The organism is Candidatus Methanoperedens sp. (genome assembly GCA_027460525.1).
In the GTDB taxonomy this organism is placed as follows: Archaea; Halobacteriota; Methanosarcinia; order Methanosarcinales; family Methanoperedenaceae; genus Methanoperedens.
Genome location: JAPZAS010000032.1, coordinates 103,058 through 126,219, shown reverse-complemented (window position 1 = coordinate 126,219; position 23,162 = coordinate 103,058). Strand labels below are relative to the sequence as shown.

General features: G+C 45.3%; 23 protein-coding genes and 1 tRNA gene. 16 read left to right on the top strand and 8 right to left on the bottom strand.

Features of this window, described 5'->3' with window-relative positions:
• Positions 1-5 precede the first annotated feature (5 nt).
• Positions 6-200: a hypothetical protein gene (locus tag O8C68_11655; GenBank protein MCZ7396445.1), complete on the bottom strand. Its 195-nt coding sequence runs from the start codon at positions 198-200 to the stop codon at positions 6-8.
• Between the two features lie 291 nt (positions 201-491).
• Positions 492-971: a 6-pyruvoyl tetrahydropterin synthase family protein gene (locus O8C68_11650; GenBank protein ID MCZ7396444.1), complete on the bottom strand. Its 480-nt coding sequence runs from the start codon at positions 969-971 to the stop codon at positions 492-494.
• Between the two features lie 99 nt (positions 972-1,070).
• Between O8C68_11650 and O8C68_11645 the strand changes: the two genes are divergently transcribed.
• Positions 1,071-2,327 (top strand): Nre family DNA repair protein, encoded by a 1,257-nt coding sequence (locus O8C68_11645; protein ID MCZ7396443.1) that lies wholly within the window; start codon positions 1,071-1,073, stop codon positions 2,325-2,327.
• On the opposite strand, the gene O8C68_11640 is transcribed toward O8C68_11645, so the two are convergent.
• Positions 2,317-3,759 carry a dihydrolipoyl dehydrogenase gene (locus O8C68_11640; protein MCZ7396442.1) on the bottom strand — a complete coding sequence of 481 codons (1,443 nt, stop codon included), beginning with the start codon at positions 3,757-3,759 and terminating at the stop codon, positions 2,317-2,319. The genes O8C68_11645 and O8C68_11640 overlap by 11 nt on opposite strands.
• 121 nt (positions 3,760-3,880) lie before the next feature.
• On the opposite strand from O8C68_11640, the gene O8C68_11635 reads away from it, so the two are divergent.
• Positions 3,881-4,675, top strand: a complete 795-nt coding sequence (locus O8C68_11635; GenBank protein MCZ7396441.1) for a radical SAM protein — start codon at positions 3,881-3,883, stop codon at positions 4,673-4,675.
• Between the two features lie 24 nt (positions 4,676-4,699).
• Here the strand turns inward: O8C68_11635 and O8C68_11630 are convergent.
• A tRNA-Leu gene (locus O8C68_11630) sits at positions 4,700-4,787 on the bottom strand.
• Positions 4,788-5,335: 548 nt separating this feature from the next.
• Here O8C68_11630 and O8C68_11625 point away from each other — a divergent pair.
• Both O8C68_11625 and arcS read left to right on the top strand, forming a co-directional pair.
• Complete coding sequence (locus O8C68_11625; protein ID MCZ7396440.1) at positions 5,336-6,313, top strand: beta-propeller fold lactonase family protein; 978 nt, start codon at positions 5,336-5,338, stop codon at positions 6,311-6,313.
• A 304-nt stretch (positions 6,314-6,617) separates the two neighbouring features.
• Positions 6,618-8,444 carry an archaeosine synthase subunit alpha gene (gene arcS, locus O8C68_11620; GenBank protein ID MCZ7396439.1) on the top strand — a complete coding sequence of 609 codons (1,827 nt, stop codon included), beginning with the start codon at positions 6,618-6,620 and terminating at the stop codon, positions 8,442-8,444.
• A gap of 19 nt (positions 8,445-8,463) precedes the next feature.
• Here the strand turns inward: arcS and O8C68_11615 are convergent, their stop codons facing one another.
• Positions 8,464-10,074, bottom strand: a complete 1,611-nt coding sequence (locus tag O8C68_11615; protein MCZ7396438.1) for a bifunctional N(6)-L-threonylcarbamoyladenine synthase/serine/threonine protein kinase — start codon at positions 10,072-10,074, stop codon at positions 8,464-8,466.
• 227 nt (positions 10,075-10,301) lie between these two features.
• On the opposite strand from O8C68_11615, the gene eif1A reads away from it, so the two are divergent.
• The 3 genes from eif1A to O8C68_11600 are packed head-to-tail and all read left to right on the top strand — an operon-like array spanning position 10,302 to position 11,944.
• A complete protein-coding gene (eif1A, locus tag O8C68_11610) occupies positions 10,302-10,616 on the top strand; it encodes a translation initiation factor eIF-1A (GenBank protein ID MCZ7396437.1) in 315 nt (104 codons plus the stop codon).
• A 6-nt stretch (positions 10,617-10,622) separates the two neighbouring features.
• Positions 10,623-11,411, top strand: a complete 789-nt coding sequence (locus tag O8C68_11605) for a serine protein kinase RIO (protein MCZ7396436.1) — start codon at positions 10,623-10,625, stop codon at positions 11,409-11,411.
• Positions 11,408-11,944, top strand: a complete 537-nt coding sequence (locus O8C68_11600) for a KH domain-containing protein (protein MCZ7396435.1) — start codon at positions 11,408-11,410, stop codon at positions 11,942-11,944. Before O8C68_11605 ends, O8C68_11600 begins: the two co-directional genes overlap by 4 nt.
• Positions 11,945-11,949: 5 nt before the next feature.
• Here O8C68_11600 and mqnE read toward each other — a convergent pair whose 3' ends face one another.
• Genes mqnE through O8C68_11585 form a run of 3 tightly spaced genes read right to left on the bottom strand, consistent with a single transcriptional unit; the run spans position 11,950 to position 15,577 of the window.
• Positions 11,950-13,035 (bottom strand): aminofutalosine synthase MqnE, encoded by a 1,086-nt coding sequence (gene mqnE, locus O8C68_11595; protein ID MCZ7396434.1) that lies wholly within the window; start codon positions 13,033-13,035, stop codon positions 11,950-11,952.
• A gap of 38 nt (positions 13,036-13,073) precedes the next feature.
• Positions 13,074-14,087, bottom strand: coding sequence for a radical SAM protein (locus O8C68_11590; protein MCZ7396433.1), 1,014 nt, complete (start codon positions 14,085-14,087; stop codon positions 13,074-13,076).
• The gene (locus O8C68_11585) at positions 14,087-15,577 is read right to left on the bottom strand and encodes a radical SAM protein (protein ID MCZ7396432.1); all 1,491 of its coding nucleotides are present in this window, start codon (positions 15,575-15,577) and stop codon (positions 14,087-14,089) included. Before O8C68_11585 ends, O8C68_11590 begins: the two co-directional genes overlap by 1 nt.
• Before the next feature lie 187 nt (positions 15,578-15,764).
• On the opposite strand from O8C68_11585, the gene O8C68_11580 reads away from it, so the two are divergent.
• The 9 genes from O8C68_11580 to O8C68_11540 all read left to right on the top strand — a co-directional run bounded on the left by O8C68_11580 (position 15,765) and on the right by O8C68_11540 (position 23,107).
• A complete protein-coding gene (locus tag O8C68_11580) occupies positions 15,765-15,995 on the top strand; it encodes an Lrp/AsnC family transcriptional regulator (GenBank protein MCZ7396431.1) in 231 nt (76 codons plus the stop codon).
• A gap of 4 nt (positions 15,996-15,999) precedes the next feature.
• Positions 16,000-17,841, top strand: coding sequence for a DNA topoisomerase VI subunit B (locus O8C68_11575; GenBank protein ID MCZ7396430.1), 1,842 nt, complete (start codon positions 16,000-16,002; stop codon positions 17,839-17,841).
• Positions 17,841-18,941 (top strand): DNA topoisomerase IV subunit A, encoded by a 1,101-nt coding sequence (locus O8C68_11570; GenBank protein MCZ7396429.1) that lies wholly within the window; start codon positions 17,841-17,843, stop codon positions 18,939-18,941. The genes O8C68_11575 and O8C68_11570 overlap by 1 nt, the downstream gene beginning before the upstream one ends.
• The gene (locus O8C68_11565) at positions 18,938-19,198 is read left to right on the top strand and encodes a type II toxin-antitoxin system HicA family toxin (GenBank protein ID MCZ7396428.1); all 261 of its coding nucleotides are present in this window, start codon (positions 18,938-18,940) and stop codon (positions 19,196-19,198) included. The genes O8C68_11570 and O8C68_11565 overlap by 4 nt, the downstream gene beginning before the upstream one ends.
• Positions 19,191-19,466 carry a type II toxin-antitoxin system HicB family antitoxin gene (locus tag O8C68_11560; GenBank protein MCZ7396427.1) on the top strand — a complete coding sequence of 92 codons (276 nt, stop codon included), beginning with the start codon at positions 19,191-19,193 and terminating at the stop codon, positions 19,464-19,466. The genes O8C68_11565 and O8C68_11560 overlap by 8 nt, the downstream gene beginning before the upstream one ends.
• 293 nt (positions 19,467-19,759) lie before the next feature.
• The gene (locus O8C68_11555; protein MCZ7396426.1) at positions 19,760-20,167 is read left to right on the top strand and encodes a hypothetical protein; all 408 of its coding nucleotides are present in this window, start codon (positions 19,760-19,762) and stop codon (positions 20,165-20,167) included.
• Between the two features lie 471 nt (positions 20,168-20,638).
• Complete coding sequence (locus O8C68_11550; GenBank protein MCZ7396425.1) at positions 20,639-20,845, top strand: hypothetical protein; 207 nt, start codon at positions 20,639-20,641, stop codon at positions 20,843-20,845.
• Between the two features lie 379 nt (positions 20,846-21,224).
• Positions 21,225-21,944, top strand: a complete 720-nt coding sequence (locus O8C68_11545) for a sulfite exporter TauE/SafE family protein (protein ID MCZ7396424.1) — start codon at positions 21,225-21,227, stop codon at positions 21,942-21,944.
• Positions 21,941-23,107 carry a redoxin domain-containing protein gene (locus tag O8C68_11540; GenBank protein MCZ7396423.1) on the top strand — a complete coding sequence of 389 codons (1,167 nt, stop codon included), beginning with the start codon at positions 21,941-21,943 and terminating at the stop codon, positions 23,105-23,107. Before O8C68_11545 ends, O8C68_11540 begins: the two co-directional genes overlap by 4 nt.
• Positions 23,108-23,162 lie beyond the last annotated feature (55 nt).

Below are 23,162 nucleotides of genomic sequence, written 5' to 3'. Positions count from 1 at the left end.
AAACGCTATGTATATGCCTCGTACATCGTGTACCGTGACCGAAAGATATCCGGAATCTCATTCGGTACTAAAGAAATAGAAGTGAGTTCAGGATTATCCTGATAAAAGCAGGATACCCCGCATTCGCACGCCCGCATTTCTTCCCACTTCTGATCTATTACGCGGGTGACACAATCGATCTTTAAATGCTTGCATTCCATATTTACCACCTCATCATTTACATTTAGATAATAATGTGCATTATCATAATTATGATTATGTATGTTGCCCATATATAAAGCTTTTCATTTTTTAATTGTATTTATTAATAATAAAGACATTATAAATTGATAATCTCAACATACCGTCTATCACTATTTTAATTAGTTTAATTTAACATCTTCCGAGTCTATATTTTCTTTATAGATTGCACTTCTGGAGAAAATTTCAGATTTAGACCTGTTTAAGCATGCTATAAAAGAAAAACGTTGCGTTCATTTTGAAACTTATTTTTAGATTTCTATTTCACAGCCAGCTCCCTGACCTATCCCTTCATCCAGCCTGACATGTAGCTTTTTGATGTTATCCGCACCGCTTGACTTCAACGCCTTTACCATTTCGGCGGTGAAAAATTTGCACATGTCTTCAGCGCTTACCGATAGAGTGGGCAGGAACATGACATCTTCCAGCGGCAACAAGTATCGTTTTTTACTTTCAATGATTTCAATAGACGCCGCACTTTTTTTCTCAATCCGAAGGCGGGGGTCTTTCTCGGCTATCAGGACTTTATGGTCAAGCCTGTCGCAAATAGCATTGACTATCCCTTTCACCAGCTCAAAATCAATGATGAACTCCCCGACCTGTTCGCCTTCAATCCGCACGCTGACAGCATAGGTATGCCCGTGAAGGCATCCGCATTTCGGGTGGTTTGGGATGAAGTGGCACGCTGAAAAACGCAGTTTTGCCATCCAGCCGTCTATCTCAATGAACATCACATCGGCTTAAGTACTCAGGGTAGTATAATCCTTTTGTTGAATCACTTTCACAGAGCTTAGATTTATTTTATATCCATGCATGTTGTTAATCAAAACATGGAAGGTCCGGATTCACTATTTAGCGGCAAGAGTGATGCACTCTGCATTCTTTGTCGGGGAGCGAAATTATTATGCGGCAAACAGAGATGCCCTGTCCTTGTCAAATTCTATTCCAACGTTAGGGTGAAATCGCTCACGGACAGCCTCAGCATTGATGGTTCTTCCCCGCCGGGAGTGTTTGTGGGAAGAATCGGGTATCCATACGTTTCCGTGGGCCCTTTAATCCCTCCCTCGCATGGGGACACAACCCTTCTGGACACACCCGAGATGTGGATTGGTAAGAGCATCGATGATATCGTGGATTTCCGCTCTCAACTGGTAAGGGGAAAACATCTTGTACACATAAGAGACCTTGAAAGCAACCACATAATAGAAGCTACGCGGGAGATGGCACTCTCCAAGTCTCCTGTAGATGTGGAGGCTGAGTTCTTGAAAAAGCCAAGTGCAAGGCTGGTACTGGATGATGAGGTCCAGCCCTTCGGCCCCACCGCGCCTCTTAAGAAGATAGACCTCGGAAATACGAAGCTTGACCAGAGGATGGAGAAGGCGTATAACGATACCGATCTTAAGGCAAAGGATGCGGTGCTTGAACTCTACAAGAAGGATACTTTAATCTCGAGCATCCAGAAAGCCTTTAGCGTGGGCTCATTCGGGGAAGGGAAAGCGCGCCGTTTTGTCCCCACAAGGTGGAGCATTACAGCCGTCGACAGCATGATAGGCGCCCATCTGATGGAGAAGATGAAGGATTTCACGTTGATTAACGAATACATGGTTTTTGAGTCGTGGCAGCTGGATAACAGGTTCGTGGTCCTGATGATGCCGCGCGCCTGGAGCTATGAGCTTATAGAGGCGTGGTATCCCAATACCGTGTGGAACCCGTTCGGAAAGGAGGTGGCGATAATGTCTTCCTCCGAGGGTTATGAAGGAAGAACCACGTACGCTGAGATAGGGGGCTGCTATTATGCTGCGAGGTTTGCTGTGAATGAATACCTCGTTAAAGAGAAAAGGCAGGCGCGCGTGGTGATACTCAGGGAGGCCCATCCGGGTTACATCATGCCTGTCGGAGTATGGAACGTGAGGGAGAATGTGAGGGCTGCGCTGAAGTCACCGGCTAGGAATTTTTCTTCTCTGGATGATGCCTTTGCGTATATTTCAACGAGGCTTGTCATCCCGAAGGCGCGGTGGATAAAGGAGAGCACTGTGTTGAAGGATACATTATACCAGAGAGGTCTTGAGGACTTCTTCAGGATGTAGACTCGGGTTCCAGGTTCATATTCTCCAGAATATGATGGTAATGTGCCGGAGGCATAAGCGAATAGAACGCGTTCTTAACAACCTCGCTTAATGCCGGATGGATGTGCATTCCAAGCATAATAGAGTCTGCACTTTCTTGTGGAGTGTACATGAGGTTTATGATTTCCTGGATAAGTATCGAGGCATGTGGACCAATTATATGCGCACCCAGAATCCTGTGCATGCCAGTTTCAACTATCACCTTTACAAAATAATCTTTCACATCCATTGCCTCGCCTTTAGCTGTGTCTTCATACTTCTCGAAACCTATTAGCACATTCTCCTCACCATATCTTTTGATGGCGTCCTTTTCGTTCATTCCCACGCTGGCTATTTCAGGATAGGAAAAAACGGCATGGGGAACTGCATAGTAGTCAATTTTGACCCTTTTCTTCAGGACTGCATTAGAGTAAACAATACTAGATTCGTAATTTGCAACATGCTTGAAAAGATACTGCCCGTTTGCATCACCGAACGCCCAGATATTCGGCTGCGAGGTTTCAAGATATTCATTCACAGAGATCCACCCGTTTTCATCAATATTAATTTTTCCCCTTTCGGGATGCAATATATCGTTATTCGGTCCCCTTCCTGATGCAACAAGAAGCTCATCCGCAGCCACTATTATTTCCTTGCCGCTGGTTTTGTCCCTTGCAATTATCCTTTTCTTCCCTTTACCTGTCCTTTGCACTTCTACAACCTCATGATTTGTGATGATTTCCATGTGTCTTGACATATCCCTCTTCGCCAAGGCTGATATCTCAGGTTCTTCCTCAGGAATGAACTGTGGATTTCTTCCAATGATGGTCACCCTTGAACCCATTGCAGAAAAGAAATGCCCGTACTCGGCAGCGATATATCCGCCGCCTATAATGACAATGCTGGGTGGAAGTTCTGTCATCTTCAATACCGTATCGCTTGTCAGATATCCTGCTTCTTCCAGCCCTTTTATTGGTGGTATAATGGGTATTGAACCTGTACAGAGGAAGATCATTTTTGAGGTAATTGTCTCGCTTCCTACCTTCATAGTATAGGGAGCAACGAACTTTGCAACCTCGTGATAATAATCGATGTTCGGATTGCCGGACAATCCTTCACTGACCATTTTAATTTCTTTTGAGATGAGTGTTCTCATCCTTTCCATCACGAAATTAAAATTGATGTTTTTAAGCTGTACATCGATGCCGAATTTTCCTGCTCTTTCAATTTCCCTGACAAGCTCTGCAGGATAAAGAAGAAGTTTTGATGGGATGCATCCCCTTGTCAGGCATATCCCGCCGGGTTCGTCTTTATCAATAACCGCGATTTTAATTCCCGGATTCGTGCTTATCATTGATTCAACATAGTTAATCCCTGAACCTGTGCCTATCACAATCAAGTCGTACTCTTTCACCTGAATCACCCCTGATATTGAGTGTTGTATTTGTTTGCATATAGCCTTTTTCCAGTCATAGGTATGCTTTTTAGAACTATTAACGTAAAGATAAGAAAAGCTGTAAAAGTGGTCTCATGAAATGATAAAAGAAATAACAGTGAAAACCGCGCTCTCCCCATCAAAGCTCCCCGGCCTGGATTATGCCCTCAATCCTTACAGGGGCTGCGCGCATGCCTGCGTCTATTGCTACGCACCGTCGGTCATACATTGGGATAGAGGAAAGTGGGGCGAGCTTGTGGAGGTCAAGATGAATCTTCCGCGCATCCTGTCAAAGGAACTGCGAAGGAAAAAAGGTGTTGTGGGGCTTGGAACAGTGACAGACCCGTACCAGCCCGCGGAGAAGAAATACGAAATTACTCGCAGGTGCCTTGAACTTCTTTTGCGGCATGATTTTCCAGTGTGCATCCAGACAAAATCTTCTCTTGTGCTGAGGGATATGGATTTGTTGAAACAATTTTCAAATATTGAGGTGGGAGTGACCCTAACGGCGCTCGTTGATGGTATAAGGGCAAAAATGGAACCCTGCGCATCGAGTGTGGAGGAGAGGCTGCTCGCGCTTTCGGAACTTGAGAGGAATGGGATTAAAACATGGGTCTTCCTCGGACCTGTGATGCCGTATATTACTGGTGTTGAGGCGCTGGTTGAGGCTATCGCAGAAGTGAAGCCGAGGTATGTGCTTGTGGACAGGCTGAGGCTGAAGGAGGGGGTGTGGGAGAGGGTTAGGGAGTTTATTGCGGGATTTAAGCCTGAGCTGCTTACCGATTACGAGAGGATTTTTTTGAAGGGTGAGGATTATTACAGCGGGGTTTTTGAGAGGGTTTTGAGGAGATGCGAGGAGAAGGGGGTGAGGTGTGAAATAAACAGGTTAAAGTAGTGCAGCGCGTCTGAATGATCACTGCGCCGAGGACGGGATTCGAACCCGCGGCGATCTGACGTGATCGACCAGATCCTTAGTCTGGCGCCTTACCTTGCTAGACTACCTCGGCATGATTTCTACCTTGCCTTCAGACTATTTGAGTCATTTCCAAGCGATGTGAAAGTATTATTTCAATTCGCACAAGCAAATCCTTAAATAATGGGGAAACAGAAGATAGTTTGACGTGATCGACCAGATATCAGTCTCTCAACAGACTGCCGGGGCGCATGCTTGATGCTTGCGCCCTTTTGTTTTAATGTTAATGCCGTCTCACCCAAAAGTAAAAGTGAATGCCTGAAGCCCGGGATTTTCTATGGATAAAAGATGGTTTGGATGGAAAGTGGGACAAAAAAGGGATGTTCGGATTGGTACTGCTTTGACATGTCCTGGCGTTGGCATAATCTGTTAAACCTGTACCCTGCTTAATTCGTCCCAAAGCCGGGAATGGCGAAAGCCTTATCATAATTAAATCCAAATAAAACTTGGGGTGAAAATATGATTCGTAATAAGAAATATAAGTGGGTTGCATTCGCATTGTTGTCGTTGCTGACCCTCGGAACGGTGTTTCTATTTCCGGCTGCGGCCACACCCGAAGATGGAAATGGAGCGGTGTATACCATGACTAATGCTGCAGCAGGCAATGAGGTGATACGCTATGACCGGGCGGCTGATGGTACATTAAGCCTCTCCGGTACCTTCTCAACTAATGGTCATGGGACGGGAAGCAGCCTTGGTAGCCAAGGCGGACTGGTACCCAGCGAAGACGGCGATATGCTCTTGGCGGTCAATGCAGGAAGCAATGAGATTTCTGCCTTCCGGGTGAAATCCAAAGGATTGATGCTTACTGACAAGGTCAGCTCAGGCGGAACTCTGCCAATCAGCATCGCAATCCATAAAGATCTGGTGTACGTCCTTAACGCTGGCGGAACCGGTAATATTTCTGGTTTCCATCTGAGCAATAAAGGCAAGCTGTCACCGATTCCCGGATCTACCCTACCGTTGAGTGGTGGTGCTGTTGGTCCTGCAGAGATAGCTTTCGATCCTGATGGAAAGGTGCTTGTGGTCACAGAGAAAACAAACAACAAGATTGATACGTACACAGTAAACAAAAAAGGAATTGCGAATGGACCTATTACACGTACTTCTAATGGCGCTGAACCATTTGGGTTCGCATTTGATAAAAAAGGACATCTCATAGTCAGTGAAGCTGCTTCCAACGCTCTTTCTTCGTACGCTGTGGATGATCATGGCAATCTGGTAACAATAAGTGGTTCTGTCCCTGATTTCCAGATTGCAGCCTGCTGGGTTGTAGTAACTAAAAATGGGAAGTTCGCCTATACAAATAATGCACATAGCGGCACTATCTCGAGTTACGAAATCGGTAAAACAGGGATGATTTCCCTTCTCGATTCCATCGCAGGAACACCCGGCGCAGGAAATATTGACCTGGCATTAAGTAAGAACAGCAAGTTCCTGTATAGCCTGAACTCAGGAGCTCACACAATTGCTGGCTTCCGGGTTAATCCGGATGGCAGCCTTATAGCGGTACCGACGGTTGGCGTACCCATCGGGGCCAATGGTCTGGCGTCTCGCTAATGAGGGTTGGCAGATTTTATTTCAGCAAGGGAGAAGACAGATGATGTGTTGATATGCTGTTGAATATAATGGGTTCCCTTCTTTTTTATTTTTATATTTACAATCTATATCGATTATCATGCATACACGGTTTGTGTTTATAACTCTGCAGATTTTCATCCTGCGCACGCGTGATGACTTCGCTCTTCTATTTCTATTCGCCGCATATGCTTAGAACTTACAAATTGCAGGGAAAATAAGCTCAGATTTAAATAAAGCTCTCACATAGACTGCACTTGAGGCGCAAATCGCTGAAAGAGGTTTTGTGAGTAAAATATTCGAAATTATCCACCGTGATGCAGCAGCCAGAATCGGCAAACTGGTTCTGGATAAGGAAATATCAACTCCAGCCATCATCCAGATTCACGAAAAAGATAGCTCTGTAATAGATTCAGGCTCTCTCTGGAAAAAGACCGCGCCTCCTGAACCTGATGCAAATAAGATAGTAATCCTTCCCCATAAATCACTGCCCCTGCATACAAGAGAGGAAATCATAAAAGAAATCCAGGATTCGCTTCCAGATGTGACCACATCGGCGCATACAGGCATTGTCGTCCACCCTTCCACCCGCGAATATCCTGAATCAGACCTGTACGTCCTCGGCGCGGCAAGACAGCTTGAAAACAAGCCCAGAGAACTCGTTGAATCAATCATCAGGCTCAAGGAAAACACGCGCGCCGATTCGCTTCTCTACGCGCCCGCTCTCGCCACACCTGAGAACCTCTCCATGCTTGTGTACATGGGCGTGGACATAGTGGATGATACATTACCTATAATCAAAGCGTACCAGGATATTTATTTGACGAACTGGGGCGAGCATCACCTTGACAGGCTGCATGAATTCCCCTGCGCATGTAAGGCATGCAATTCGAATACCCCGCATGAACTGTTAAAACTACCCAAAAAAGAACGCATCGAGCTGTTATCGAGCCATAATACTCAAAAGCTCGGCGAGGAACTGCGCGCAGTGCGCGAGTTCATAAGGTCAGGATATCTCCGCGAGTACGTGGAACGACAGTGCAGGTCGCGTCCCTGGCTCACTGCTGCGCTCCGCCTCATAGACTCGCAATACTTATTTCTTGAAAGAAGAACGCCGATTTTCAGGTCGAATACCCTGTACGCCAACACCGTGGAATCGTTTAACAGGGTTGAAATCAAACGGTTTGCACAGCGGATAATAGAGCGCTACACTGCGCCCGAACTGGATACGCTTGTGCTTCTTCCCTGCTCTGCAAAAAAACCTTATTCCATGTCGCTGTCACATCAGAAATTCATCCATGCCCTTGGAAAATCCAGAAAATATGTGCATGAAGTAATAATCTCATCGCCTGTGGGGATTGTCCCGCGCGAGCTTGAATTAATGTATCCCGCTGCACATTACGATACGCCTGTGACAGGTCACTGGGATCTGGAGGAGAGGGCATGGGTCGGAGGTTGCCTTAAAAACTACCTTCAAAAAAATAAATACAAAAACATCATCGCGCATGTGCACGGGGTGTACAAGGAAATTTGCGAAACGGTGGAAAACGAGCTCGGCTTAGAGTTTATTTATACGGCAGACGAAGGTGTTACTTTACACGCATCCCTTGATAAACTAAAAGAGGCTGTTTCAGGGCTCGAAAACGTTAAAAAAAGAACAAGCGAGCGGGCAAAACTTGACATTTTCCGGGCATCTGCGGATTACCAGTTCGGGTGTGGCGCAGGTGATATGCTGGTTATGGATGATGCGGTTGTAAGAGCACCCTATCCCAAGTTCCAGTTATTCCAGGATAAACAGCTAGTCACCTTAGTCCCGCAATACGGCACACTAGCCTTGACTTTGGAAGGAGCGCAGCGGCTTCGCAATCACCCGTTTTACAGGGTGAAGATTGGGGAGTTCATTCCCCACAGCAGCATCCTTGCGCCCGGGGTTCTGGATGCAGACCCCAAGATTTGCCCAAATGATGAGGTGATAGTGGAGGGTGAGAAGTTTTTCGGGGTTGGGCGCGCTCTCATGAGCGGGTGGGAGATGAAGGAGTGCGGGAGGGGTGTGGCAGTGGAACTTCGGCATTCAAAGAAGATTGAAAAAATAACCGCGGATGAACGCAGATAAACACAGATACCTTACACATTTAGGCGTACCTGCCTCGCGATTCGATTTCGTTTACCCTTTCAAGAACCTCTTCTGCTCCATGGAAAGTTCTGGCATATCCTTTCTTGAAAGCTTCGATTAGCTCTTCGTGGTTTTCATGCGTGCTTTCAAAGGTCTGGAACAGCACATGCACGTCCACACCTCTTGCTTCCAAGGTCTTATCAAGATACGCAAGACCGAAGTCTATCAGGTAAAGTTTACCTTCTTTTAAAATTATGTTCGATGTGGTAAGATCGCCGTGCACAATTGCGCATGTATGAAGGCGTCCGATAAGCTCTCCAGTCTGTTCGCTAAGCAAAGGGGTGATTATATATTTCAGGGCAGTTCCCTCGATATACTCCATTTTTATCTCAAAATCGGTAACATCCCTGAGTATCGGCGTAGGCACTCCGCATCTTCGCGCCTCGGATATCAGCTTTGCCTCAGTTTTTGTCCTCTCCCTGCGTATCGCCTCATCAATCTCCTTCAGCCTATATCGTTTCTGTATCCTTGTCTTGATTATCGTATTTCCTTCAAGAGCTATCGCAGCCTCGGCGCCGCTTGCTATTATTCCGCCGTGTTGGGGTATGCTTGGCATACCCCCTGTTTGATAAACCTTTCCTAAAGGTTTCCATTTAACCACCGCGTCATCAGGTCTGAAATTGGGATTGACCCTGGAATCCGCAATTGGTGTTCTATACCCTGTTTTATACATCAGAAGACCAAGGTATGCTATCATGGCGCCATTGTCTCCCATAAACCGCTTCTCAGGCACATAGAACTCAACGTCCCTCTCCTTACACATAATTGAAAGCATTTCCCGCAGGCGCAAATTCGCCCCCACGCCTCCTGCAAGAAGAACCTCGTTTTTTCCGGTGTGCGCCACAGCCCGCTCTGTCACTTCCACCAGCATGGCAAACGAAGTTTCCTGGAATGAGTGGCAGACATCAGGCAAGGTGGAGCTTTTTAAACTTTCCTGTGCTGCAGTCGTAAGACCTGAGAATGAAAAATCCATGCCCTTCACTGTATAGGGCAGGGGAATGTATCGTGTGGCTTTTTTAGCAAGTTCCTCAACCTTGGGACCACCTGGATGCGGCAGTCCTGCAAACCTTGCAAACTTGTCAAGAGCATTCCCTATCCCGATATCAAGCGTCTCGCCAAAAACCCTGTAATGACCTTTTCTGTAAGCAAGAACCTGCGAGTTTGCGCCGCTAACATACAGCGTGACAGGATCTTCAGCCTCTGTTTTCCACCTTCCGACTTCTATATGGGCTATGCAGTGATTTACGCCTATGAGAGGAACTTCCAGGGACAAGGCGAGAGCCCTCGCTGCCGTTGCAACTGTGCGAAGACATGGACCGAGCCCGGGACCCTGGGAAAAAGCCACTGCGTTTATATCCCTTCCGCTTTTTTCCAGGGTTTCTTTTACTACCTTCGCGATATGGTTGGCATGATGCTGCGCTGCCTCACGCGGGTGTATTCCTCCCGTCTGAGGCATATACGTGGCTGTTGTTTCGGCTATTACTTCCTTTTCGTCAACAACCGCAGCGCTCAGGTTCCATGCAGTTCCTTCAAGACCGAATATCGATATTTTTGGCATTGGCAGCTTCATATAAAGACCCCGTATTTAAATACGGGGTCTACTAAGTATCGCATTTTGAAAATTCAATGAAGACTTTGAACTTTAAATATTTTGGCAGAATTTTCAAAATTTGAAAATTCAGTGAAGACTTGAACTTTAAATATTTGGCAGAATTTTCAAATCAGTAAACTTTACATACAGCACAGACATAATAAGAAGCATGCGACAATATGAAGCATGAACCATGAGGTGTTATACTGAAAAAGCGAGAAAATAAAAACCAGCAGCCCGAAGAATTCACCAGGATTCGCATCCCTCAAAAAAAGGCGAACGAGTTATTAGGCACCGTTGAAAGTTTGCTGGGGGCAAATAAGCTGAGGGTCAGGTGCATGGATGGGGTAGTAAGGCTCGCTCGCATTCCAGGTAAAATGAAGAAAAGTACATGGATTCGTGAAGGGGACGTGGTTATATTAGTTCCATGGTCTTTCCAGAATGAAAAGGCAGACATAGTGTGGAAATATAGCGGACCTCAGGTAAACTGGCTCGAACGCAAGGGATTTTTAAAAACTTAAATTAATATGGTGAGTGACAAGAAGCTTCACCGCATGGATGAGATAATCGATGAATTCCGCATGCGTATCAAGGATTCTGACCAGAGAGGGGTTTATTCTGATGTTTTTGACGAGGCGACACTAATGGCACTCTACGAGCTTTCCAGAAAAGGCTACATCGAGGCGCTTGGGGGTTGTTTCAGCACAGGAAAAGAGGCGAATCTTTTCCATGCTCTCGCGAAAAAAGACGATATTTCTGAAATTGCCGTGAAGATCTACCTCATTTCCACTGCAAATTTTAATGCCATGAAGGAATACATTCTGGGAGACCCGCGTTTTATGGGGATTAAACAATCCAGAAAGGATATAATTCTTGCATGGACAAGAAAAGAATTTAAGAACCTGAAGCGTGCCGAAGAAGCCGGGGTAAGGGTGCCGAAACCGTATTTTACAAAAAGGAACATTCTGTTAATGGAGTTTATCGGAAAGGACGGAATCCCAATGCCCCAATTGAAAGAAGCCGAACTGACACATGAAGAGGCAAAACATATTTTTAACAGGACTGTCGAGTATATGAAACTCCTGTATTCAAAGGCAAAACTTGTCCATGCCGACTTAAGCGAATATAATATACTGGTAGATGTGAATACGATGGAGCCGGTGATAATAGATATGGGTCAGTCGGTTATGACAGACCATTTAAATGCGGATGCGTACCTGCGGCGCGATGTAGCCAATATTGCACGGTTCTTCGGGAAATACATCAAGACTGATGAAGATGAAATGATTTCGATTATAAAAGAGGAAGCAAAATGACAGAGTATATCAAAGTTCCACTTGAGAGAATCGCCGTTCTTGTGGGTCCCAAAGGCGGTATTAAGGAATTGATCGAAGAGAAATCAACAGCAATGCTCAATATCGACAGCCAGAGCGGGGATGTTGAGATAAAAAGTGCGAAAGATCCGCTCAAAGGAATGCGTGCAACAGAAGTGATACATGCCATTGCGCGGGGTTTCAGTCCTGAAAAGGCTCTTCGGCTCTTTGATGATGAGTTTCTTATGTTTGAGACAATCGACCTTTCGAATATCGCCAGAACAGAAAAAGACCTCCAGCGCATCAGAGGAAGAATCATAGGCAAGAGCGGGAAAACACGGGAGATCTTTGAGTCGCTTACCAATGTACGCATCTCGGTTTATGGGAAAACTGTATGTCTGATAGGGCATCCGGAACAAAATTCGGTGGCAAAAAAAGGGATAGATATGCTTCTGGAAGGCTCATCGCATGGTCCTGTCTATAAGTTCCTTGAGAAGAAAAGAAGCGAATTGAAACGCTCTGAAATGGGTTTGTGAGTTTTTCAATACTCTTTTATTATTTCATAATTCGTAGTTCTTTCCACCGGAATCCTGCCTGCATTTTTTATTAAATGAATCAGCCTCTCTTTGGGCATATATTCCGGCGAAGCCCCTCCAGCCGCATGAGTGATGCGCTCTTCCATCACTGTGCCGTCGATATCGTTCGCCCCATAGTGAAGCGCAATCTGGGCAAGCTTCTCCCCCACCATGACCCAGTATGCCTTGATGTTATTGACATACCCGTTCAGCAAAAGGCGCGAGACCGCGATGATTTTCAGGTCATCAAACCCGGTTGGACCTCTCACCCCGTTTTTTTGGAGCTCGGTGTTATCGGGGTGGAAGCTCAGAGGGATGAATGCCTGGAAACCTTTTGTTTTCTTCTGCAATTTCCTGATCCTCAGGATATGGTCAACAATGTCCTCGTGCGCCTCTATATGTCCGTAGAGCATCGTGGCATTGCTTTTTATTCCAAGCTTGTGGGCGGTTTCCATAACTTCAAGCCACCGCTCCCCGCTGATTTTATTCGGGCAAAGTTTTTTCCTGATATCTTCGTTGAATATCTCCCCGCCGCCTCCTGGAAGACCTGCAAGCCCTGCATTTTTCAGGCGCAGAAGCACTTCTTTGACGCTTATTCCTGCTGTTTCTGCAAGGTGCGCAATCTCCACTGCCGTATATGCCTTCAATGACATTTCAGGATGCTTCTCATTAAGCCTGCTGAGCATTTCCTCATAATATTCAAAAGGGAGTTTGGGATTGAGCGAGCCGACGATATGGAGTTCGGTTGCGCCCATTCTCGAAGCCTTTTGCGCTTTCTCCATTATTTCATCAATGGTAAGGGTGAAAGCACCTTTTTGCCCCTCTTCCCTGAAATACGCACAGAACCTGCATTTTGAGATGCAGATATTGGTATAGTTTATGTGGCAGTTGGTTACAAACATCACCCTCTCGCCCACAGTTTTTTTGCGCGCATAATCCGCAAGCGCTCCTATGAGTGAGAGGTTTTTGGATTCCATGAGGAGCATGCCGTCCTCAAAATCCAGTTCCTCTGTTGCCTGTACTTTTTCTATTATCGATGAGAGCTCTTCCATTTATGTTTCATAAGATGCAGATAGTAAATAAGGGTTTTTCACACCAGCACATCTTCAAGCCCGGATTCTTTCACAATATCAAGCGCCTTTTGAATCTCCTCCGGCGAAAGACTCCGGTTTATATCCGGATATTCATAAGCCCTGTAACTGGGACGGTACTGGAACATCAGGTTAAACCTTGCCTTCGGGATATGCTCTTTCGTCCATTGTACAATCGGTCTGGTGCAGCATTCAAGATGTCCCGGAAGAACAAGCTGTCTTAGCAGGATTTCTCCTCTGGTGTATGCTTTTTCAAAATTCCGCGTCACCACTTCCCAGTAATCAGGCGCGTTTGAATATTTGACTGCGCATTCATCGTTCCCATACCTGAAATCCCCGAGATACACATCAACAACGCCTTCAAGCAATTTTGCAATTTCCTTCGAATAATACATATTGGAGTTCCATACAACAGGTATATTGATTTTCAGTGCGTTCAGTATCTTAAGGATGACATGCGTATGCGGCGTCGGGGTTACAAAATTCACATTCCTTGAGCCATAAGCGCGCCTCAGTGCGATTATCCTTGCCATTTCCTGCGGTAATATGGAAATACCGCTTTGGGGCGAGGTTGAAATTTCCCAGTTCTGGCAGTAAACGCAGGAAAAATTGCAGCCTGTGAAGAATATCGTATGCGATGGCACGAGTTCAGGCTCCTCGCCAAAGTGTTGGAACTCGGCAGAATAATGCGAAACAGCCTCGCATCTACAGTAACCCAACTCCTTTTTTTTGCGGTTTGCCCCGCAGCGCCTCTCACAAAAATGACAGGATTCGAGTATCTTGTCCGCGATTGCTTCTTTCAAAGCGAGAAGCGAAGGTTCGACAGGAGGGGAAAGTTCTTTCACAGAGCTTATCTCCTCAAATTTCTCATAAAAAAACTTCATCGCGTTATCGTGTATTTCCCAGAGTTCCTCCAGCGGTGAATCTTTTTTAAAATCAACCCTCAGCGATTGGGAAATCCTGAACTGTGAAGGAAGCTTGTCCTTCATCACATCAAAATATCGAAAAAGCATTACTTGCTGCTTCTCACTCTTATCAGTGGTGTGGCAAACTTCCTCTCCACTTCCACCCTGTGTATCGTATTATATGTGCAGAACGGTATAATCCTGCCATCAGGAGTCGCATAATGCACCCCGCATCGTTTAATCCTCTCAAGGTCCATGTTATATAAATCCATAAAATGCATTGCCCCTATGAAGAGGGTATGGCGGTGGAATTCTTTTGTTGCTTCACCAGTCCCTTCCTTAAGGACATTGATGAAAAGTTTTTTCACATCTATGGATTTTGGTGCTTTTGCTGTATCGATATACCTGGGCAGTGCTGAAATAAGGCTCCCTATTCTTCTCATTTTCCCGAGCGACTTGCCAAGCCATTTGTCGCCGCCCAATGCAAGTTCATTGATATGCTCAAGAAGTCCTTCCACATCTATAAAACGGGTAATTGGTATCATTTTGCCATCTTCGATATAGACGTATGTGCCTGTGCCGCAGTGTGGATGAACCGTGAATTCCACATTGTGGACACCTTCCTCTGCCGACACAAAATGGGAAATTGGCACCACGAAAGGTACTGGATAGAAATCCTCTGCGCTTATAGCGCCATCAGTCTGTTCTTCTATCAGATTAAATAAATCCGGGATCGTTATCCTTTTTGCCATCCTTTCCTCTTTATTTATCCTTCCTGCAAAAGAAATCGGCTGGAAATTGATGCCTTTTACCGTATCCAGGTTAGTGACCGCAAACCTGATTATATCCCCTACCTGCATGTCGTTTACGCCTTTCGCCAGCGTGGGAACGAGAGAAATGCTCGTCAAGCCTCCCATTCTGCAGTTCTCGATTGCTTTAAGTTTGAGGGGGAGTGCATTATAACCCCGGTTTATGAAATACGGTTTCTCCGTAACGCCGTCAAACTGCAGATAAACAGTATGCAGACCTGCTTCGTTAAGCTGCTGGCATAATGTTAAACTCTTTGCAAGTTTAATCCCGTTGGTTGCCATCTGTATCTGGGTAAATTTGAATTCATGTGCCATCTTGACAATCTGGACAATGTCCTCGCGCATCGTGGGTTCGCCGCCTGCAAACTGGACAGCAGGGCACGGCACAGGCGTTTCGTTTCTTAGCATCTGCATCATTGCCCTTATCTGCGCAAGTGATGGTTCGTACAGATAGCCTGAAGCCTGGGCGTTTGCAAAACATACAGGGCATGCCTGATTACATCTGTTGGTGACATCGATATTTGCCAGAATGGTGGTTGTCTTATGGGAGGTGCATAATCCACACGCATGAGGACAGTTTCCATTCGAACCTATTGGATTTGATACACCTTCTCCATCATGCCAGTACCGCTCAAAGCGTTTATACTGCTTCGCACTTGACCAGTAAATGTCCTTGAAATAACCGTGCTTGCTGCATGTTTTTTCAAGAATGATTTTTCCATTTTCTTCTAGTATGGATGCGTCTATCACAGCAGAACATTCAGGGCATAATGATTTCGTTGATTTCATAGAAACACACCCTCGATTGTTTTTTTACGGACTATGTATTTATTATACTTGAGGCTTTCCTTGACATATTCAGAATAATTATATAATTCCAAATACTCCCGCATACACAAAGCCTTTTTAGTACTTAAAGTATATCACTACTCTGATGCATGTTAGCTTTAAAAAATTAAAGGATTGGTGATTTAACTTGGTAATAGGAGTTACACTTGTGAATGTAGTACCGGGACAGGAAAAAGCTGCATATAATGAGCTTATAAAAATAAAAGGAATTAAAGATGTATATCACGTGTTCGGGGAATACGATTTTGTAGTGATAAGCAATGTCGATGGCTTGAGTGCGTTAAATAAACTGGTGGACACTATCAGGGAAAGCGAAAACGTCACGAAAACGCAGACAATAGTGGGGGCGGAGCTTTAACTTAATGGTCATTGCCGAAGAGCTTGCCAAGAAGCAAAAGGCAATAAGCATCGCCGAATTTTTTGAGAAAAACAGGCAAATCCTGGGGTTTGACTCAAGTCCTCGCAGTCTGCTAACCTCTGTAAAAGAGGCTGTAGACAATTCCTTGGACGCATGCGAGGAAGCGGGGATACTTCCAGATATATTGATAAAACTTGAAAATGCCTCAAGAAATAACATAACCCTCATCGTTGAAGACAACGGGCCCGGCATCGTACGGGAACAAATCCCGAGGGTTTTTGCAAAATTGCTCTACGGCTCACGCTTTCATTCGGTTAAGCAAAGCCGCGGGCAGCAGGGAATAGGAATATCGGCAGCCGTATTGTATTCGCAGCTTACCTCGGGCAGGCCTGCGAAAATAATTTCCAAGATAGATAAGGACGCTCCAGCCCATTATTTCGAACTGCTCATAAACACCCAGACCAACGAACCCGAGATCCTTGCGGATAAAATAACCGAGTGGGATAGATTGCGCGGTACGAGAATCGAACTTGAGGTGGAAGCTTCGTATGTGAAAGGCAGGAGGCAGTCGGTGTACGAATATCTCAAGGACACAGCAGTCGTGAACCCTCATGCGCGTATAACACTCGTTGAACCAGACAACAACCAGATTGTATTTGAAAGGGCGACTGACAAAATGCCCGTGCAGGCTGTGGAGATACTGCCTCATCCGCACGGCATTGAACTTGGCACGCTGATGAAGATGCTGCGGTACTCAGAAACGGATAAACTTGATGAATTCCTGCACGGCTCATTTTCCCGCATAGGTCCCCAAACCGCAAAAGAGATATGTAAAAAAGCCGGACTGAGTCCCGAAACCAATCCGAAATCTGTAACCCTGGAAGAAGCCAAGAGATTGCATGAAGCATTCAGCAAGGTAAAAATTCTGGCTCCGGCTACCAATTGTCTTTCTCCAATAACAGAAGAATTAATCCGAAAAGGCTTGGGGAAAGAGCATACTGTGGATTTTATTGAGACCACGACGCGTCCTGCTTCGGTGCACAGCGGTCACCCTTTTCAGGTGGAGGCAGGCATAGCCTACGGGGGCAATCTCCCTAAAGAAGAGAAGGTGGAGATACTGCGGTTTGCAAACCGGGTGCCTTTGCTTTACCAGCAGGGGGCGTGTGCCATAACACATGCCGTCGAGAATTTAAACTGGAAGAACTACTCCCTTCTTCAGCCGGGCGGGATCCCTGTAGGACCTGCCATAATTTTAGTGCATGTAGCCTCTACGCATGTTCCTTTTACATCGGAATCCAAGGAAGCAATAGCAGATGTCCCTGAGATTGTCGAAGAAATCGGGCTTGCCCTGAAAGACATAGCACGGCGGCTTAAGCTCTATCTTTCCAGGCAGGATAACCTTGAGAAAAGAAGGGAAAAAGAGGAAATCATCTATCATATACTCCCTCGCATTGCAAAGAAAGTGGGGGAGATACTTGAGAGACCTGCGCCTGATATCACGCCTGTGGTTGCGAAAATCATGGGGAATGTTTTTATCCACAGGGTGGTGCAGCCAAACGGAAATGAGTGTAACGTAGAGATAAGGATTAAAAATTACAGGGATTCCGTGCATCATTTCGATCTTCATGAGACACTGCCTTTCCCTATCGAATCCCCGAGTCCTTTGCCGAAGAAAATCCCTGTAGGGAAGCAGATCGATTATGTCTGGAAGATTTCCTTGAAGCCCGGGGAACAGAAGGCGATAATCTATAAGCTGGGGGTTGAAGATGCCTCAAAACTTCCGCAGTTAGTGGTCGAGGGGATTGAGCAGGAGCTCATCACAGGAGCCAAGGCGGTGAAGCTTTGATGGAGAAAAGCAATAAAGAGATACGTGATTCCCTGTCAAAGACCACGCTTAAAAAGCTCATACAGGATTTCTACGAGCAGTTCGAGAGCGAGACGATTCCGCATATCGTGCTGCCCTCGCGCACCAAGAAGAACATCGAACTCAAGGAGGACAGCGACGTATGGGTTTATGGCGACAGCGAGAGCCTGCGGAGCGCAAAGACGGTAAAGGGCGCAAACCAGCTCCTCAAGACCTCGCATGTTGTCGAGCTGCTCATCAAAGGGCATCTTGACCAGAACAAAAGCTCCACCCTGAGAGAATTGTATTACATCAGCGAGAACTGGGATATCGCAAAATTCCACGAGCAGGCTGAAAGCGACAGGCTCATCGAGGACCTTGAGATCATCACAGGACTCCAGCGCGAGGATTTCCACGTCCGCCCTGAGGAAAACGGCGCAACGCTGTACGGTCCCATCAAACTCAAGGAGATAACGAAGCGCGGCGAGCGAACCATCCACTGCCAGGAGGATGTGGGTGAGGCTGGATACCAGATACCCTACAATGTGGAAACGATAAAGTTCTTAGAGCATGATGCGAAGTTCATCATCGCCATAGAAACAGGTGGTATGCAGGACAGGCTCATGGAGAACGGTTTTGATGAGAAATTCGATGCTATCCTTGTGCACCTGAAAGGTCAGCCCGCGCGCAGCACCCGAAGGATAATCAAGCGCATGAACGAGGAGCTCAAGCTTCCTGTCGTAGTGTTCACGGACGGCGACCCCTGGAGCTTCCGCATATACGCAAGCGTGGCATACGGCGCCATCAAGAGCGCGCATCTTTCGGAGTTCATGGCAACCCCCGCGGCGAAGTTCATAGGTGTGCAGTCCTCGGATATAGTGGAATACGAGCTTTCCACGGATAAGCTCAATGAGCAGGATGTCAAGGCGCTAAACAGCGAGCTTACAGACCCCAGGTTCGATACGCCGTACTGGAAGGAGCAGATTAATCTCATGCTGAAGATAGGGAAGAAGGCTGAGCAGCAGGCGTTTGCGGGGAAGGGGCTGGATTATGTGACTGACACGTATCTGCCGGAGAGGCTTGGGGAGATGGGGGTGGTTTGATCGACAAAAGGACTGTTTACGATGAATTAAAAAGAAATCCTAAAAATGTGCGTTTTAACAGGTTGTGCAGCGCAGCAGAATTATTTGGGTTCAGGTTCAGGGGAGGAAAGGGAAGCCATGTGATATACAGACGGGACGGCATAAAAGAGATGCTGAATTTCCAAAATGTTGGCGGATGGGCAAAACCTTATCAGGTAAGGCAGCTTTTAAAAATCATTGATAAGTATAATCTCCTTAAGGAGGAAAATCATGTATAGGTATGCGATAGAGATTTTCTATAGCGAGGAAGATGAAGGCTATATTGCCATAGTGCCGGAACTGCCTGAGTGCTCTGCTTTTGGGGAAACCGAGGAGGAGGCGTTGAAGGAAATCAAGGTAGCGATTGACTTATGGCTGGAAACCGCCAAGAAAGACGGGAGAGATATACCTGAACCTACAGGAAAAGAACTCCTGAGAACTGCGGTTGAGGGATTGATAGGCTTTAGAGCCAGACGTTCACAGAGAGCCAACGCGGAATGTGCATAGGCGTTTGAATTGTTCATGTTAATGCTGCTTCATGTGTTTCATTCTATTTTGATGAGGTAAATGATTACCCGTAGTTGAAGTCGGTGAAGATGGCTGAGCAGCAGGCTGTTGCTGGGAAGGGGCTGGATTATGCGACTGATGTGTGATTGCCGGAGAGGCTTGGGGGAGATTTGATGGCTTGAAATCGCTTAATTTATGTTATTTTAGTACTTATTTATGCGATTATAGTACTTAATTAGGAATAATAGTACTAAATTAAAACATATTTATACGAAGAAAATAATTTAGAATATATGGAATTAAAAATAGAGAATATCGACTTATTATTACCTAAAAAAGTTCCAAAACATGGGAAAGTTTCTGGAATAAAAAGTGAAAGAGGAAGTGTCAGAATCATTATCCCTTCAGAAAAAACTAAATTATCACTTACAGTCTCTGAGCCCTCAGAAATGCTTGTGAGAAGCGTTACACCTGATGGCAAATTACTTGGACTAACTAATTTCATAGGAAAAAATATATTCATAATAGCTCAAGAGGAATCAGATTTCAGAAAAGAAACTGGATTAGTAAATATTACTGATAATGAAGATGAAAACGTAGTAAAAGAATTACTCAAATTATGTGAAAAAGAGAACATCGATCCAGCTGATTTAATCAGAAAAACAATTAAAGATATGATGTCGAAGGGTTCCAAAAAATAACTAATAGTGGAGAAGAAAATGAATGAATTTATTTTTATCCAATATGCTTTTTATCTTTTTGGTATCTTTGCTATTATTAAAATATTTATATCAGAGTTGGAAGACATCGCTATAAGATTTAAGAGATTAAAAGAAAAAATAAAAAAAGTCTGTAGAAACTGAAACGCATATTTATTCGGCATAAGATGGGAATTTCAAAGACTATCTTCTCTTGGCGTTCTCACAGCAACAATCTATTCCGCTACCCTCGGCGCCGTTCTGCGAGATTCCCGGCATCCCTGCACCCAATCCACAACATTCAGGCTGCAAACCTCAAATCCCAGCGCCGAACAGTCTAAAATAATTCTGCCATCCCCATTCCCAGACCCCGGCGCCACCGCAAAATGCTAGGAAAAGCCACAGAATCTTCGCACCGATGAGAGCATAGATAATAATATTAACATGAGCATACTAATTTAAACAGTGACATTTATGGAATCTTCGATAAACCTTGAGGCGCGGCTTCTAGCTCTGGATAAAGAACTCCATGCCATTTTAAACATAGTCAGAGAGCAGCGAGCAACCGAGAAAAAAACAGATGTGGTGAAGGAAACACTAGGAGCGTGGGGTTATGATGTGGATAGCAAGAAATTTGTGGATAATCTGCGCAAATCCAAGAGATTAGATTGGGTAAAATGAAAGTTTTTGTCGATACATCAATATTTGTGGATTGCCTCAGGTCAACCCCCATTGCCTCTTCCAAAGACTTCCTTGAGATAATCGAAGGAAAAAAGCCAAAAGGATATGGGATGAAAACAAGTTTTCGAGAGAACCATCGTTTGCAGAAGACAGGTTGGCAGCGTCTCTAAAAAGGTGAATAAAAAATCGCACGAGAACCCAAGAAAACGAAGCGAACGCCTCTTCACCCTGCGAGGATGATTCGTCTGAGAAAGAACGCGGACAGCGGATAGAGACCAAAAAGAATTCCAGATAGGGCTGGAGATAGAGCTCCCAGTCGTTATATATACACGTTGCATATATACTTAATAATCGTAGTATTAAACTCAGGGTTAGTAATATGGTCGAGATTTCAATCATAGTAGCATTCATCGGCGGATTGGTATCTTTCCTGTCCCCGTGCATGCTGCCGATCATTCCTGGTTTCCTGGCGTATCTGGCAGGAGCGTCGCTTGGCGAATCAAAGTCAAAACGTAAGGATATTTTTCTAAACAGCCTATTTTTTGTTCTGGGATTTTCACTGATCTTCGCAGCCCTGGGTGTATTGCTAAATTCGATTCTATCGAAGGTTGCCTACGATGTCCAGATATGGCTTGCTCGAATCGGCGGCGGTATTATAATCATCTTCGGGCTTTACCTGGTCGGGCTTATCGAGATACCATTTCTTGAGCGGGAGTATAAATTTAAAGTAGGTAAATTCAAATCTAAATATCTCACGTCATTTTTGTTCGGATCTGCCCTTGCCGCCGGCTGGACTCCGTGCGTTGGAGTTGCGTTCGGGAGCATTCTGGGAATTGCTGCTATAGAGCCTGGACAGGCATTTTATCTTCTGGTTTCTTATTCGCTTGGGCTCGGGGTTCCTTTCCTTCTTGTCGGGTTATTCACATCCCAGGCATCCAATTTCATTAACAACGTAACCATCCGTTATGCAAAATTATTTAAATACGTCAACATTGTTTTCGGTGTCATCCTTATCATCCTCGGCATCCTTGCCTTTACCCAGAACCTGAATCTTATAGCTAATTTTGAGCCTCTTAATCGCCTGATATTACGACAATGAAAGCAAAAACAATCACCCTTATCCTTGTCCTCATTGCGATTGCTTCAGCAATCCTTTATTTGGAGTCCCTGAAACCTGTGAGGATATCACCACAAGAAGCACAGATCAAGCCCAACGTATCAGTGGCAGCCGGGATCAACTCTTCGAATATCACACAGGAAGAAGTCAGACCTCTGAATAAAGAAAAATTGGCAAAATATCCGCTCGCCAAGGAAATCGTAAATCCCTCAGGTTACATCAACACCGATAAAATCACGGTGTCGGAGCTGGTTGGAAAGAAGGTAATACTTATTGATTTCTGGACCTATAGCTGCATTAACTGCCAGCGAACCATACCCTATCTCAATAGCTGGTATGAAAAGTACAAGGACAAAGGGCTTGTTATTATCGGTGTGCACACCCCGGAGTTCCTTTTTGAGCAAAAATATGAAAATGTCCAGGCTGCAGTTCAAAAATTTGGTGTTAAGTATCCGGTTGTTCTGGATAATAGCTATTCAACATGGACTGCATACAACAATCTCTACTGGCCCCATAAATATCTCATCGACATAGATGGTTTCATAGTGTATGACCACATTGGCGAGGGGGCATACGATGAAACCGAGCAGAAGATCCAGGAACTTTTAAATGAGCGGATGGCGGTTTTAAAGATAAATGAAAGTGTAACCACAGAAATTTCAAAACCAGCAGGCGCTATGAATGTTGATTTTACAAAAGTAGGAAGCCCTGAGGTTTATTTCGGCGCTGGCAGGAATGTTTATCTGGGCAATGGAAAATTAAACACGGTTGGAATTCAAAACCTTTCTGAACCGATGGAGGTTAAAACAAATATCCTCTATCTTGTGGGCGGCTGGAATTTCCAGGATCAATTTGCTGAAAATGAAAATTCCCTGGCAAAGATTATTTTCCGCTATAGCGCAAAGAGTGTTTATTTTGTGGCAAGCGCAAAAGACGGCGCGACAATCCAGGTTTTCCGGGATGGAAAGCCGCTGGGTGATGAAGCCGGGGGAGATGTTGTGATGAAAAACGGTTTAAGCATCGTTAATGTGAGTGAACCTCATCTTTATAAACTCATTGAAGACCCTGCAGGTTATGGCGAGCATACGCTTGAGATCATTGTGGAAAATCCCGGTCTTCAGGCATTCACTTTTACTTTTGGATAGTGAAAAAATGGCATCTGATAAATTTCATGGAGGACGTGCCCTCAATCCCCGAGGT

What these genes read in the sequence shown, in the direction of transcription:
- O8C68_11560 (MCZ7396427.1), top strand. Translation starts at nt 19,191, where the DNA reads ATGTATAGGTATGCGATAGAGATTTTCTATAGCGAGGAAGATGAAGGC.
- O8C68_11655 (MCZ7396445.1), bottom strand. Translation starts at nt 200, where the DNA reads ATGGAATGCAAGCATTTAAAGATCGATTGTGTCACCCGCGTAATAGAT.
- O8C68_11605 (MCZ7396436.1), top strand. Translation starts at nt 10,623, where the DNA reads ATGGTGAGTGACAAGAAGCTTCACCGCATGGATGAGATAATCGATGAA.
- O8C68_11540 (MCZ7396423.1), top strand. Translation starts at nt 21,941, where the DNA reads ATGAAAGCAAAAACAATCACCCTTATCCTTGTCCTCATTGCGATTGCT.
- O8C68_11600 (MCZ7396435.1), top strand. Translation starts at nt 11,408, where the DNA reads ATGACAGAGTATATCAAAGTTCCACTTGAGAGAATCGCCGTTCTTGTG.
- mqnE (MCZ7396434.1), bottom strand. Translation starts at nt 13,035, where the DNA reads ATGGAAGAGCTCTCATCGATAATAGAAAAAGTACAGGCAACAGAGGAA.
- O8C68_11635 (MCZ7396441.1), top strand. Translation starts at nt 3,881, where the DNA reads ATGATAAAAGAAATAACAGTGAAAACCGCGCTCTCCCCATCAAAGCTC.
- O8C68_11555 (MCZ7396426.1), top strand. Translation starts at nt 19,760, where the DNA reads ATGGAATTAAAAATAGAGAATATCGACTTATTATTACCTAAAAAAGTT.
- O8C68_11645 (MCZ7396443.1), top strand. Translation starts at nt 1,071, where the DNA reads ATGGAAGGTCCGGATTCACTATTTAGCGGCAAGAGTGATGCACTCTGC.
- O8C68_11570 (MCZ7396429.1), top strand. Translation starts at nt 17,841, where the DNA reads ATGGAGAAAAGCAATAAAGAGATACGTGATTCCCTGTCAAAGACCACG.
- O8C68_11550 (MCZ7396425.1), top strand. Translation starts at nt 20,639, where the DNA reads ATGGAATCTTCGATAAACCTTGAGGCGCGGCTTCTAGCTCTGGATAAA.
- O8C68_11615 (MCZ7396438.1), bottom strand. Translation starts at nt 10,074, where the DNA reads ATGAAGCTGCCAATGCCAAAAATATCGATATTCGGTCTTGAAGGAACT.
- O8C68_11625 (MCZ7396440.1), top strand. Translation starts at nt 5,336, where the DNA reads ATGACTAATGCTGCAGCAGGCAATGAGGTGATACGCTATGACCGGGCG.
- O8C68_11650 (MCZ7396444.1), bottom strand. Translation starts at nt 971, where the DNA reads ATGTTCATTGAGATAGACGGCTGGATGGCAAAACTGCGTTTTTCAGCG.
- O8C68_11545 (MCZ7396424.1), top strand. Translation starts at nt 21,225, where the DNA reads ATGGTCGAGATTTCAATCATAGTAGCATTCATCGGCGGATTGGTATCT.
- O8C68_11590 (MCZ7396433.1), bottom strand. Translation starts at nt 14,087, where the DNA reads ATGCTTTTTCGATATTTTGATGTGATGAAGGACAAGCTTCCTTCACAG.
- O8C68_11575 (MCZ7396430.1), top strand. Translation starts at nt 16,000, where the DNA reads ATGGTCATTGCCGAAGAGCTTGCCAAGAAGCAAAAGGCAATAAGCATC.
- O8C68_11585 (MCZ7396432.1), bottom strand. Translation starts at nt 15,577, where the DNA reads ATGAAATCAACGAAATCATTATGCCCTGAATGTTCTGCTGTGATAGAC.